The organism is Bacillus sp. FJAT-27916 (assembly GCF_001183965.1).
Lineage (GTDB): Bacteria > Bacillota > Bacilli > Bacillales > Pradoshiaceae > Pradoshia.
The window spans coordinates 1,924,635-1,937,860 of sequence record NZ_LFZV01000001.1 but is presented as its reverse complement, the minus strand read 5'-3'; the positions used below and the strand labels follow the sequence as shown (position 1 = coordinate 1,937,860).

Below are 13,226 nucleotides of genomic sequence, written 5' to 3'. Positions count from 1 at the left end.
AAGCCAGCCCAGCCTTGTATCTAGTTTCTGTTCGTCAGTTCAGGAGTTTGCGTCCAGCTTCCTTCAGCCACTACCTCACGATAGCCACCTTGCTTTTCGCTAACAGTTCCTACTGCCAAGCCTGTAGTGGACTTGCACCACCAAGTTTTCGCCCATGCAGGGCGCACAAGAAAAAGGTTCAACCCCAAATAAGGGCTGAACCTTTATCCATTTATCAACTAGCTAAAGTCGAAATAATTCCTTTTCAGCAATCTTTTTTTCTCCATAAGCTCCTGAAAAGTCAGGCTTTTCTCAAGCTCCTTCGTATCAATCAAAAATAGCTGATCCTCAATTTCCTTCACCTGTTCATCTGTTTGATAAATCATGCCGCATTTTGCGCAGCTTATGGAGGGAACCTCCGTAATTTGGACAGTATTGGTTCCATCAGGCAGCTCCCAATAAACAGTGTCTGTTATTAGGCTTGCTCCAGCTTCTTCACACCATAGGCAGATTTGGCTCATCGTTATTCCCCGCCTTCATTCGTTGCTAGACTGGGCTTTTGCTGCGCTTTATATTTTTTCTCCTTCAACTCATCCCGCTTTTCACGTCTGTCCTTCAAGGAAGCATGATCAGGTGCCTGTTCATAGGTTTCCCTTTTCTCATAACGCGGGAGGTTCTTTGGTACGAGATTAAACTGTTTATCATGCAATAAGCCTAGGACGCCATCACCGCGGTCTTCTTCATACGTACCATAGATTTCCTGAAAATACCCATCTGCTGTTCCCGCCGTATAAGATTCTGGCTCTGGATAGGTAGTAATGACTCCCTCATAATTCCTGAGAACCGTCTTATCTGGTGATTGGGAAAGGATATAATTTGGCTGGAGTGATATTTTTCCGCCGCCGCCAGGGGCATCCACGACGAATGTTGGAATAGCATATCCGCTCGTATGTCCTCTCAATCCTTCAATAATCTCTAGGCCCTTGCTGATTGGTGCCCTGAAATGGGAAATGCCTTCAGATAAATCACATTGATAAATATAATACGGCCTTACTCTTATTTTGACGAGATCATGCATGAGCTTGCGCATAATTGGGACACTGTCATTGATGCCTGCAAGGATAACCGCCTGGTTGCCGACCGGCACTCCTGAATTCACAAGCATTTCACAGGCCTTCTTTGATTCCTCCGTGATTTCGATCGATGTATTAAAATGGGTATTCAGCCAAACCGGATGATACTTTTTCAGGATATTGCATAGATTCTCCGTAATCCGCTGTGGAAATACAACAGGAGCACGGGTACCGATTCGGATAATCTCGACATGCGGTATGGCTCGTAAATTCTTCAAAATATATTCAAGGATACTATCATTGATTAATAATCCATCTCCACCGGAAATGAGCACATCCCGCACAGCCGGGGTTTCGCGGATATAGCCTATCGCTTGGTCTAACTGCTTCTTTGGTACGCCCATTCCAATTTGGCCGGAGAATCTCCTTCTCGTGCAATATCGGCAATACATGGAACATTGATTCGTCACCAAAAATAAAACCCTGTCCGGGTAGCGGTGCGTCAAACCAGGTACCGGCGAATCCTCATCCTCGTGAAGCGGGTCCTCCAGGTCATACGGCGTTTTATATAATTCCTTTCCAATCGGGACTGATTGCATGCGCACTGGACATCGTTCATTATCCGGATTCATTAATGATGCATAATAAGGAGTTATATTCAGGGGAATCGTCTTCGTCGAGATGCGGACTCCCTCTTCTTCCTCAGGTGTGAGATTAATGACCTTCTTTAAATCCTCCAAGGTCTTGATCGTATGGGTCAGCTGCCAGATCCAGTCATTCCATTGCTCCTCTGTAACATCCTTCCAGAGCTCGATATCCTTCCAGTGCCGCGTTGGTTTGTACAAATCATATTTCATACACGATACCTCCCCATATTTGCAGGACAAATATTTTCTCTCTTTTTTACTATCTATATGAGAGCAGTTGGGCAAATGTGTATATGACTCACAAGAAAGATGGAAAAGCTTTCTTTAGACCTACTTTTACATAGCCTAGAAATAGACGGGGAAGGCAGAATGAATAAGGTTATTCCTGCTTTATTATAATTAGGCATTTAAAACTCAAATCAAAAAAAGGCTGACCATAAAGGTCAGCCTGCCCAGAGAATTAAAGATTTTTCACAGCTGCATCAATTTTTGTATCACCAGAAATCAGATTAAACGCTTTTCTGTATGTCGGTTCAGCTGTCAGGGACGCAACTACCGTACGAGCCACATCCTCTCTAGGAATTTTGCCATATTCGAAATCCGTTCCCGCCCACACATTTCCTGTTCCAGGTTCATTTATGAGTGCGCCCGGACGGATGATTGTATAATTTAATTTGCTTTGTTCGAGTGCTTTGTCAGCGTAATACTTGGCAACATAATAAGACTTGATTTCCTCGCTCCAATTCTCTCGCTTATCAGCACCAATTGCGCTAATCAGTACGAAACGCTCCACACCAGCCTGTTCAGATGCTTCCATCATTTTGATGGCACCGTCTAAATCAATCAGCAAGGTTTTATCAGCGCCTGTACTGCCTCCTGAGCCGGCAGTAAAGATGACGCCGTCCACTCCTTGAAGGACTTTAGCTAGTTCATCCACACTATCCTCAAGATTAGCCAGCACAGCATCGATTCCTTCTTTCTCGAGACTTTCCTTCTGCTCATTCTTCCTGACCATTGCCACAGGAGAATGTTCCTCAGATTCCTGTATAAGTTTAACCACTTTTTGGCCAATTTGTCCGTTCGCTCCAACTACTAATACTCTCACATGCTCAGCTCCTGTTCACGTGTAATAATCAGCCTTCTCTCATGAGTTTCGCCTCATTCTCTTTTAGACAATAATCGAGAATCCAGGGCCATGGGCCATAGCCTGAATCCACATTGATATGTCCCATATTCAGCACAATTTTCTGCGGAATGCCCATTTGGCTGAAATATCGGCTCTCTTCGACCGAACAATACGGATCATTAGTCGATTGAATCTGCAATGTATCGGCATAAGGCTGATCTTTCTCTATACCCTTAATGTCCAAAGGGAAAAACGCTTGGATACATTCATGCTTATAATAAGGGGACGGCGGTGCGACGAGCACAACACGGTTCACGATCCCAGGAAGTGTTTGTTTTCGATAATGCAGCCAAAGAATACAGCCCAGGCTGTGAGCGATGATTGTTAACCTCTCATCTGTCCCGATCCTTTGGAAGGTTCTATCCAACTCATCAAGCCAATCCGATAATTTCGGATGGTCATAATCCGGCAGGGTCGGATAATAGACCGTCTTCCCTTCTTTCACCAGTTCATGGCTGAGCCAGGATTGCCAATGTTCCGGCCCGCTTCCGCCAAGACCGTGTAAAATTAAGTAGCTTTCAGTCATATCATGACCCTCCTTTTTATTTCATACTAAGTTTATCAGATTAATATATTTTATGTCTATTCATATTCCCTATTTTGTTCAAATAAAAAACCCTATCCATGTCTAAAAGACAGTGAATAGGGTTTCCTTTATTGATGGTTCATCCTTCGCTGTGCCATTCTGTTACTTCATCGACGGTCTTTCTTTTTGCAGGAGCTGGAGTCATGTCCGGATAGCCGATATAAAGAAATCCAGTAACGGCTCCTTTTTCACTGAGTCCGAAAGCCTCACACATTGTTCTTGTGTAAAGCGGCTTGCCCGTCCGCCAAACTGCCCCAAGTCCTAAAGCATGGGCAGCAAGCAGCATATTCTGAACAGCCGCATGACCAGCGGCAAATTCTTCTTCCCTAATGACCTTATCGTTTTCAACCGGCTCAACTGCGGTGACGATAATCACAGGTGCCCGGTATGGCTGCTTGCTGATTTTCTCAAGCCTTGCTTGATTTTCCTCCGTATGAGGATCATCCATAGTAGCTTGAAGAGAGGCTGTTAGTGCATCACGCAGCTTGTTCCGTCCATCTCCCTCAAGAACGACAAATCGCCACGGTTCTGTTCTATGATGACATGGCGCCCATGTTCCGGCTTCAATAACCTGCTCAATTAATTCCCTTGGAACAGGATCCCCTTTAACCTTGCCGATACTTCTCCTTGTCTTAATTGCTTCGAATAATTCCATCCTTCTCTCTCCCATCAATTACTTCCCTTTTTTGAAAAGCACCAATACAAATATATACATTTAAAAGCGAATTATCAAAAACTTCAGCCTCTTTTTATTCATCCATACAAAAAAGCCGGATAAGCGGCCCTGTTGATTAGGCTGCGCTATCCAGCTTTCATTTTTAGATATTTTTTTGAATATCATATTCTGTTTTTAGTTCTTCAACCCATGAGCTGTATTCCGAAGAAATTTTCGCAGCTAAAGCAGCTTCTTTTGCATCTTCTTTAGACTCTTCATAGGTGGATTCTTTTGCTTCTTTATAATCAGTAGCTGTGATGATGTGGTAGCCATAGTCCGTTTTGACGATATCACTAATTTCGCCAACTTTAAGGGCAAATGCCGCCTTTTCAAACTCTTCTACCATTTCACCTGATTTAATGAAGCCGAGTTCACCGCCATTTTTAGCAGTGGATTCGTCAGTAGAATATTCTTCCGCTAAATCAGCGAAATCTTCCCCAGATTCCAGCTTATCAAGTACTTTTTGCGCTGTTTCTTTGTCTTCAACTAGGATATGGCTTACTTCAATAGATTCTGCTGTATCATAGTCATCTTTGTTTTCTTCATAGTAGGCTTTTACTTCATCATCTGTGATCTCAATATCTTTTGCCATTAATTTTTCAATTTTGATATTCGTTTCAATATCTTCTTTCAAATCAGCCAATGTTAGTCCGCTTGCTTCTAAGGCGGACTTCAAACCTTCTTCACCGCCATAGTTTTCTTCATATACAGCCACTTCATCGTTGATTTCACTGTTTTTCACTTTAATATCGCGTTTATCTGCTTCTTTATCAATGACCACTTTCGTGACTAGATTATCTACTGCAGCGGAACCGTATACGCCTACTAAAGAATCGTATAACTCTTCCTTTGTAATTCGTTCGCCATCCACCGATGCGACCGTTTGTGATTTCACATACGCATAAGCGCCTCCGGCTATAGCTGCAATAAGAACAACGGATGTTGTAATACCCGCGATCATTTTCTTGCTCATTTTCTTTTTCATCTTCGGTGCTTTTTCCTCTGCAACAAGCTCTTCTTGTTGTTCGTTCTGATCCTTGTTTTGCTCGTTCGACATGTTTGATAACTCCTATCACAATGTGTTTTCTATGGTGTTACTATAATCATATAATGTGTCAGCTATATGTCAAATGGTAAATATAATTCGAAAAATATTTTCGACTTATTTATATTGTGTAGAAATAGACCGGATTATTCCACTAACGGGCAATATCCTCCTCTCTGAATACCAAGATAAGGTAAAATGAACATAGTCGTTATTAAGGAGGAATTCGTTTGGCTGAACACCATTTTCATTTAAAAGCTCATTGGCCTGGTCTGCGAAATGATTCAGGTACAATCGAGGCAGGAAACTTAAAAACCAACATCTCCATCCCAGCTGAGATGGATGGTCCCGGCATAGGGACAAACCCAGACGAAATGCTGCTAGGCGCCGCATCAACCTGCTACATTATCACCCTAGCAGCGATGCTAGAACGCAGCAAGATTGAGAAAGAAGATTTGACGATGGAATCTGTCGGTGTTGTCGATGTCACCAATGGCATATTTACCTATAAGAAAATTATTCATCGTCCGACCATCACCTTAAAGGCCTCTTCCTCTGAGAAGGAAATTGATCTCACCAGAAGACTAGCTGAGAAAGCAGAGAAATCCTGCATGATTAGCAGAGCAATTATGGGAAATGTGGAACTGCAACTCGAGGTGACCATCAAGAAAGCCGTCTCTATCTAAAAGACGGCTTTTTTGTTTGCTTTTGCATCATTTTACTGCACAAATAAAGAGGCTGGAATAAAAGGATTCCAGCCACTCTATCAGGCAATAAACATTTTCACGTTTGTTAAAAAATTTACTTATAAGCTATGGTTCCCGAATAAATGGCATTCGTCCTTACTCCCGGTTTTATTTCACCATTTATAGAATAGATCATGTTCCCCATTAAAACTAACCCTTCACCACAAGGTGCATCAAAGGGAACCTTACCTACTGATCTCCATGTATTCTTTTTTGCATTATAGATTAATATATCTTTATTCCAATTAAATTCATACGGATCGGCTGTAAAATAGACCTCTCTAAACGCTTGTAATTCTTCCCCCTGTAAAGTAGTTAAATTTTTCGTTGCGTCATCATATACTTCTTTATTAAATCCTCCTATTACCATCATTTCATCATTGTTTAATTTCACTGAATTGGCGCCTAATAAAGAAAGTTGTTTATCCCCTACCGTTACAGAAGAAACTTTTGACCATGAATTCGTTTTAATATTATATTTATATCCATCTGTATAGGCAACAGACCCGCCACCGCTAAATACATAGAGATCTCCATTTAATAATTGGGCTACACTTTGATTTCTTACACTTTCACCTGGCATGGGTGCTAATTCTTTCGTCTTAGATGTTTTGACATCATATTCATATAATTTATTACTGCCTGTTCCATTCTGTTTGCCAAGTCCAATGTATAATTTTCCGTTTTTCTCCACCGCGATACCATCGCTTATCGTGAAGGGTAAATCTCCTATTTTTTTCACTTTTAATTTTTTATTTTTATCTATAGTAAATAACGTAATATCATTCGCACGTTCTTGATCCGGACTTCCCCCAATATAGTAGACTCCTTCATTAGTTGTTATGGACGAACCATATCCTATCTCATAATCAAGATTCGTATGTTGAACCATCGTTAGTTTGTCTTTTTCTTTTTTAAGTACGTATATATCGGAATAATGCTGCTTCACCCCTCCATTTAATACTGACTCATAAGGAAAATTGGCTCCGCCTCCAGTAATGACATAATCTTTATAAGAGCCCGATAACATCCCTGCTGTCCCTATATTTTTTTCAAATCCTGTTTGGGCCTCTAATTCTCCTGCATGCTCCCATGCTATTTTTTTCACGGATTTTGCCTTTCCAGATGCGCTCGATTCGTCTATCTTCATTTCGTTTAAACCAACCAGCATAAGCATCATGGCCATCACTGCTACTAAAAATTTTTTCATAACAGACTCTCCTCTCAAATATAAAATATTTCCATTACTTGCCTGACTTCACGGTATAAAATATTATTATCTAGCTTTATGGGCCTTTCCCCTCGAAGTCATAACCCTCGTTCTCAAAAAAATCAAAATCAAACACTCGTTTGAATGCGCTATCACTCTCTGGCCAGGAGATAATTAATCATGGCTATGCCATTAGCTTCTGTTACTTACTAGTGGTTGTTTCAGAATGCAAACTTTTGAACTGTTAGGGACTTTTTATCTCCGCTTCGTTCGTATTCTTTCTTATCATGGTTCGTAAAATTTTTTATGCAAGGAACTTAAGTGATGTTATGACTGATATGGGGGGATGGAATCATTTATTGCCATATGATTTGATATGTGGGTTTTTTGAGGTTCATAACGTTTGCTGGTCTATCATTATTATACGAGCAAAGTCTGTCATTACCGGATTATGAGGATGGTGAGATTGAGATTGGCTACCATTGATGATTTTCATGTTTTCTAGCTAGCTACTAAAGGGCTTGAGTCTTATACAAGAGGATGATCATGATAAAGGTTATTACATAAGTACATTCGTTTTAATTGAGAATTATTTTTTTGCGTAAAATAGTGCAGGGCTGCTATTTATATTTCAATTGAATATTCACTCCTCTCTATAATCATTAATCGCTCTTACAAGTAAAAATATACCAACTAAACGAGACTTTGTAAATAATCTTCTTCATTATTTTAAATTTCGAAAAAAAATTCCATCTTTAAAGCGCCGAACTTCCTAGTGATAAAATCATAATCCTTTTTTTACCTAAACAGGTTCCCCGCTTCCATCCAGCAAAACAACTCAAGTCTATAGGATACTCAGAGAGTTTATTGAAATAATACTAATGTTAAGCCTAAAATGAAGGAGGAACTTATGCAACAGAATAAACAAGTAAACAAGAATACTGGCTTTTCAGGAACTGATCCACAAAAGGTTAAACAACAAATCAAAAAGGATGTAGCAGCAGGAGTGGGGGCAATGACTTCTCGAGAGGCAGGAGCCATGCGTGATTAGAAGCCATTTTTCATCTCAAAAGAAGAAGAGCCGATTCCCTATAGAACCGGCTCTCTCCTCTTCTTACACTCGGATTTGACCTTCTCCGTATAGATAATATTTGCTTGAGGTTAAAGCTTTTAATCCCATCGGTCCACGTGCATGCAGCTTCTGTGTGCTGATGCCGATCTCAGCCCCGTAGCCAAATTCAAATCCATCTGTAAATCTGGTTGAGGCATTATGGTAGACGGCTGCTGCGTCGACTAAATTCATGAAAATCTCAGTATTTTGTTTGTCTTCACTAATGATGGCTTCTGAATGCTTCGTTCCATACCGATTGATGTGGTTTATGGCTTCCTTCACATCTGAAACAGTCTTAACACTTATCTCTAAGCCAAGGTACTCGGTTTCCCAGTCTTCTTCACGGGCTCGTTTTACGGGAGGAAATGCCTGACACACTTTTTCATCTCCATAGATGGTGACTCCATGCTCGTGAAGCTCTTTTAGGAATGCCGCACCGTGGATTGAGAACCATTCCTTCTCAATCAAGATGGATTCAATCGCATTACACACGCTCGGTCTTTGCGTCTTGGCATTGATAGCAATACGAGAGGCCATCTCAAATGAGGCTGTGCGGTCAATGAATAGATGACAATTACCCGCCCCTGTTTCCAGTACAGGCACGGTTGATTCCCTTACAACCGTTTCAATTAATTTTTTACCCCCGCGCGGAATAAGAACATCGAGGTATTCATTCATGGTGAACAGCTCTTTCGCTGTCTCCCGGCTTGTGTCCTCTATTAACTGAATGCTAAGAGGCGTGATGGCTGATTGGGATAATGCCTCGTGAATGACCTTGACAAGTGCTTGGTTGGAATACTGTGCGGATGAGCTTCCGCGAAGCACAACGGCGTTCCCTGTCTTCAAGGCGAGTGTTGCCGCATCAACGGTTACATTCGGTCTGGCTTCATAAATCATTCCGATGACACCGATCGGGACAGCCTTCTTTTGAATGAAAAGCCCATTTTCTTTTTTGATTGTTTCTAGAACCTCACCGATTGGGTCCTTCATTTCAATCAACAGCTGTATGGCAGCGGACATATCTTCAATCCGTTTTTCATTCAGCATAATCCGGTCCAGTACCGACTCTGTTAACCCAGCCTCTTTTCCTGCCTGCAGATCCCGGATATTTTCTTGAATCAAATAGTCTTTTTCAGACAATAGCTTTTCAGCAACCAGTCGTAAGGCTTCATTTTTCTCTTCGGTCGTAACATTAAGCAAGGCAAAGCTTGCTTCTTTGGCGATTTTCCCCTTCTCCCTTACCTCACTCATTGATTATCTTCCTCTCTTTCGGTATTGTCACCCATTGATCGCGATGGATGATTTCCATGCTCATATTCGTTCCGCAAGCAAGCTCTGTGCTGTGTTTCCCCATCATTCTTTCTAGAATGTAAGAAGGGTATAGCACTTCCCCTTTCCCAAGGAGCCCTGAATTCCCATGAACCTCTACGACATCCCCCTTTTCAAAAGTACCTGCTACATGTTGAATACCTGCAGGCAGCAAACTGCTTCCCTTTTTCAATAAAGCCAGCTCTGCTCCCTCATCAACATAAATTCTTCCTGTCACGGCTGAGTGGAAAGCAATCCATTGCTTCGTATTCTTCAACGGGCTTAAAGAATCCTTTCCGACATAGGTGCCGTTTCCGTGTCCTGCAATAATGTCGAGCAATTTATTCTCACCCTGCCCTGAACCAATAAACACTGGAACCCCAAGGGAATTCGCAGTCCTTGCCGCCAACAGCTTAGAAAGCATACCCCCAGTTCCAACCTTCGTTCCTGAACCCTCTGCAAAGGATAAAAATGAATCGGTGACCTCATGAATGAAGTCGAACCGCTTCGCATCCTTGTTCTTGCCAGGATTGGAATCATATACTCCGTTAATATCCGTTAAGATGATTAACTGTTCTGCATGAATCAGACCGCTGACAAGAGCAGAGAGCATATCATTATCCCCAAATGTCAGCTCCGCAACCGATACAGTATCATTTTCGTTAATGATGGGAATAATCCCCCTGCTCAATAATTCCTCCATCGTGGAATAGGCATTTTTATAGCGGTCCTTCATGGAAAAATCGTTTCTTGTCAGAAGGATCTGGGCAGGCGTAAGGTTAAATTTCCCGAGCTTCTGCATATAGTTCTGGATCAGCAGGCTTTGCCCGACAGCCGCTGCTGCCTGCTTTCCTTTCAGCGTCACCGGCCTCCCAGGATAACCGAGTGCACGGAAACCTGCTGCTACCGCTCCTGAGGATACCAAAACGACCTCATGACCCATCTTGCGCAAGGCGACAATCGCCATAATATGATCCATGAATTTTTGTTCATCTATTTCACCTTTTGTATTGGTGAGTGAGCTGCTGCCAATCTTCAATACAATCCGTTTTTTTGACATATGAATGACTCCTTTTTTTGGCTGAATAGAAAAAAGCCCTCTTCTATCCAATCTAATTGAAAGGACGAAAAGGGCTTCATTTCCGTGGTACCACCTAACTTGAATGCTGTCACCAGCATTCCGCTCATTTATGTTAACGCTCTAAAAGCGCCCTGGATTAAAGGGACTCGGGAGGCAGGTTCACCCCGTCAGACCAAGCATGCAGGATCTTTCAGCCTGTGAATCCCGCTCTCTTTCAAACGAATGGTCTTACGTCAAGGTTACTAATCCTCCGTTAACGTTCGGATAATATTTCTTCTTATTATGGAAAGTTGTGTTGGAAATGTCAACAGATTTAAAGGATTTTTTCTTCGTTACATTTTGCAACAGAATCTTGTCAATAAAAATAAACAAGTGAATGAAAGAGGAAAAAGCAAGATAACCCCGAACAATATTCTATAAAAGATATTTCCATAAAGGAGTTGACGATTTGGTGTTGAACCAGCCTAATAAATCAACCTTAAACTACAAAAACTTATTGACCATGAATGAACAATTTCATATTGAATATTTTACTCCCAGTAAAAGTCCATACCCTTTTAAAATCCTTGCACACAGAGAATTGGATCCAGATTCCATGGCACATATTAATCCATATGCGGATGAAAATAGACGGTTTATCCAAACGTACGAAATCACCTTCCCAACCTATATTACCTTTTCTGTTATTGGGGATATGGTCGGCATGGCTCTGTGTTCTGAGGATGATATGTTTGAAGGGGACTCATTTCGCATTTATTCTCAATCACTTTATTATGACATGATCAATAAAAGCATCCCCTTTAAAGAACATTTCAACGAAAAAGTCATTCATTATGGGTTCCTGGATATATGGCATCAGATAGATATTCTTTCTTTCTCACAGCCGATTGTTAAAGAAATTCATCTTCACAAAGGAATTTATGCCGAGTAAAAGGCTTAATCAGTCAAAAAAACAAGGCTGACAAAATGCGTCAGCCTTGTTTTCAGGATACTTTTTTATCAGTCCAATCCTTTCACTTCAGGCAAATCTCCCTTTAACAGCTCCTCTTCCAAATTAACTCTAGGGGCTGCTACCGCATTCTTGCCAGCAAAGCTTTCCAGTAATTCCTTTACATCAATACCAGAGGAGGCTTTCAAAGATTCTTGGAGGGTAGCCATTAAATTCGTGGCATAGCCAGTGACCTTATTAGCACCGCTTGTTGCTCCGCTGCCGCTGCCTGTGTCAACAATGGTAATCTTGTCAATACTGCTGAGCGGTTTTGCCACTTCCTTCGCATATTCAGGAAGCATTTTCAAAATCATGTCCATGACGGCTGCCTGACCGAATTGTTCAAAGGCCTCGGCAATTTTCTGTTTCGCTTCCGCCTCGGCAACCCCTTTAAGTCGGATAATTTCAGCTTCACTGACACCTTGTGCTCTTTGGGCTTCGGCCTTCGCCAATCCATCCAAACGAATGCGTTCAGCGTCTGCTTTCGCCATCGCCTCAATCCGGTATTGATTTGCGTCCGCTTCAGTCAGCTGCTTCGTTTTTTCTGCGGAGGCTGCCTGCTCAACAGCATAACGGTCCGCATCCGCTTTCTTCTTCACTTCGGAATCATATTGCTTTTCACGACGCAGGATTTCCTTTTCCTCAAGCTCAATCTGCTTTTGACGTTCAACGATTTTGATTTGCATTTGCTGCTCTGTGACCTCTTGCTTGGAGCGAGCTGTTTCAAGATCATACGCCTGATCGGCCTTTGCCTTCGCGCTGTCCTGCTCGCGGCGGAACTCCGCAATCTTCAATTGATTGACCTTTTCTGCTTCCGCAATTTCTGTTGCTCTTTCTAGTTCGGCCTTTGTTGCTTCCTTCGCCGCTTCTGCTCGTTTAATCCGTGTTTCTTTGTCCGCTTCAGCTGTGGCAATATCTGCATCTCTCTTTACTTGCGCGATACGCGGTTTACCAAGTGATTCTAAGTAGCCATTCTTATCCCGTACATCCTTAATCGTAAAGGAAACAATCACAAGTCCCATTTTCGCCAAGTCTTGTGAGGCGACACGCTGAACCTCCTGAGAAAATTTCTCTCGGTTCTTGTAAATCTCCTCTACTGTCATTGAACCAAGGATAGAGCGCAGATGCCCTTCAAGTACTTCCCTTGCCTCGAGCTCCCTGTCCTCTTTCGTCTTGCCGAGGAATTGCTCAGCCGCTGTGGCAATCTCTGAGATGGTATTGCCGATTTTGATAATCGAGACACCATCAGCCATAACCGGCACGCCTTGTTCGGTATATACTTCCGGAGTGGAAACCTCAAGCTTGCTTGATAATAGGCTGAGCGGCTCAGATTGCTGGAATACAGGCAGCACGAATGTTCCGCCGCCGCGTACAATCTTGATTCGGTTCCCTGACTCATCAATATGTACATTTTTACTGCCGAGGAAGCTGCCTGTTACAATCAGCGCTTCATCGGGCCCTGCCGTCTTATATTTTGTAACGAAAACGCCAAGAAAACTTAAAAGTAATACAGCAATAATTCCTATACCGATATAGATTAATGTCATATTC

Annotated in this window: 13 protein-coding genes; 3 read left to right on the top strand and 10 right to left on the bottom strand. The window is 42.2% G+C overall.

Features of this window, described 5'->3' with window-relative positions; genetic code table 11:
• Positions 1-218: 218 nt before the first annotated feature.
• The 6 genes from AC622_RS09340 to AC622_RS09315 all read right to left on the bottom strand — a co-directional run bounded on the left by AC622_RS09340 (position 219) and on the right by AC622_RS09315 (position 5,243).
• Positions 219-500, bottom strand: coding sequence for a YokU family protein (locus AC622_RS09340; protein WP_049670828.1), 282 nt, complete (start codon positions 498-500; stop codon positions 219-221).
• 2 nt (positions 501-502) lie between these two features.
• Positions 503-1,909, bottom strand: a complete 1,407-nt coding sequence (ablA, locus tag AC622_RS09335) for a lysine 2,3-aminomutase (RefSeq protein ID WP_049670827.1) — start codon at positions 1,907-1,909, stop codon at positions 503-505.
• Positions 1,910-2,159: 250 nt separating this feature from the next.
• On the bottom strand, positions 2,160-2,804 hold the full coding sequence (locus AC622_RS09330; RefSeq protein ID WP_049670826.1) for an SDR family oxidoreductase: 645 nt from the start codon (positions 2,802-2,804) through the stop codon (positions 2,160-2,162).
• Between the two features lie 28 nt (positions 2,805-2,832).
• Positions 2,833-3,411 (bottom strand): RBBP9/YdeN family alpha/beta hydrolase, encoded by a 579-nt coding sequence (locus AC622_RS09325; RefSeq protein WP_049670825.1) that lies wholly within the window; start codon positions 3,409-3,411, stop codon positions 2,833-2,835.
• A 139-nt stretch (positions 3,412-3,550) separates the two neighbouring features.
• Positions 3,551-4,126, bottom strand: coding sequence for a nitroreductase family protein (locus tag AC622_RS09320; protein ID WP_049670824.1), 576 nt, complete (start codon positions 4,124-4,126; stop codon positions 3,551-3,553).
• 163 nt (positions 4,127-4,289) lie between these two features.
• Positions 4,290-5,243 carry a peptidylprolyl isomerase gene (locus AC622_RS09315; protein ID WP_231589500.1) on the bottom strand — a complete coding sequence of 318 codons (954 nt, stop codon included), beginning with the start codon at positions 5,241-5,243 and terminating at the stop codon, positions 4,290-4,292.
• Positions 5,244-5,461: 218 nt separating this feature from the next.
• On the opposite strand from AC622_RS09315, the gene AC622_RS09310 reads away from it, so the two are divergent.
• Entirely contained in the window at positions 5,462-5,917 is a 456-nt protein-coding gene (locus AC622_RS09310; RefSeq protein WP_049670823.1) for an OsmC family protein, read from the top strand.
• A 115-nt stretch (positions 5,918-6,032) separates the two neighbouring features.
• Here AC622_RS09310 and AC622_RS09305 read toward each other — a convergent pair whose 3' ends face one another.
• Entirely contained in the window at positions 6,033-7,187 is a 1,155-nt protein-coding gene (locus tag AC622_RS09305) for a cyclically-permuted mutarotase family protein (protein WP_049670822.1), read from the bottom strand.
• Between the two features lie 910 nt (positions 7,188-8,097).
• On the opposite strand from AC622_RS09305, the gene AC622_RS21210 reads away from it, so the two are divergent.
• Complete coding sequence (locus tag AC622_RS21210) at positions 8,098-8,238, top strand: hypothetical protein (protein ID WP_197089922.1); 141 nt, start codon at positions 8,098-8,100, stop codon at positions 8,236-8,238.
• Positions 8,239-8,301: 63 nt separating this feature from the next.
• On the opposite strand, the gene AC622_RS09300 is transcribed toward AC622_RS21210, so the two are convergent.
• Both AC622_RS09300 and proB read right to left on the bottom strand, forming a co-directional pair.
• The gene (locus AC622_RS09300; protein WP_049670821.1) at positions 8,302-9,549 is read right to left on the bottom strand and encodes a glutamate-5-semialdehyde dehydrogenase; all 1,248 of its coding nucleotides are present in this window, start codon (positions 9,547-9,549) and stop codon (positions 8,302-8,304) included.
• On the bottom strand, positions 9,542-10,666 hold the full coding sequence (gene proB, locus AC622_RS09295) for a glutamate 5-kinase (protein ID WP_049670820.1): 1,125 nt from the start codon (positions 10,664-10,666) through the stop codon (positions 9,542-9,544). The genes AC622_RS09300 and proB overlap by 8 nt, the downstream gene beginning before the upstream one ends.
• Positions 10,667-11,135: 469 nt before the next feature.
• Between proB and AC622_RS09290 the strand changes: the two genes are divergently transcribed.
• Entirely contained in the window at positions 11,136-11,618 is a 483-nt protein-coding gene (locus AC622_RS09290) for a hypothetical protein (protein ID WP_049670819.1), read from the top strand.
• 68 nt (positions 11,619-11,686) lie between these two features.
• Here the strand turns inward: AC622_RS09290 and AC622_RS09285 are convergent, their stop codons facing one another.
• Complete coding sequence (locus AC622_RS09285; protein WP_049670818.1) at positions 11,687-13,222, bottom strand: flotillin family protein; 1,536 nt, start codon at positions 13,220-13,222, stop codon at positions 11,687-11,689.
• Between the last annotated feature and the right edge of the window lie 4 nt (positions 13,223-13,226).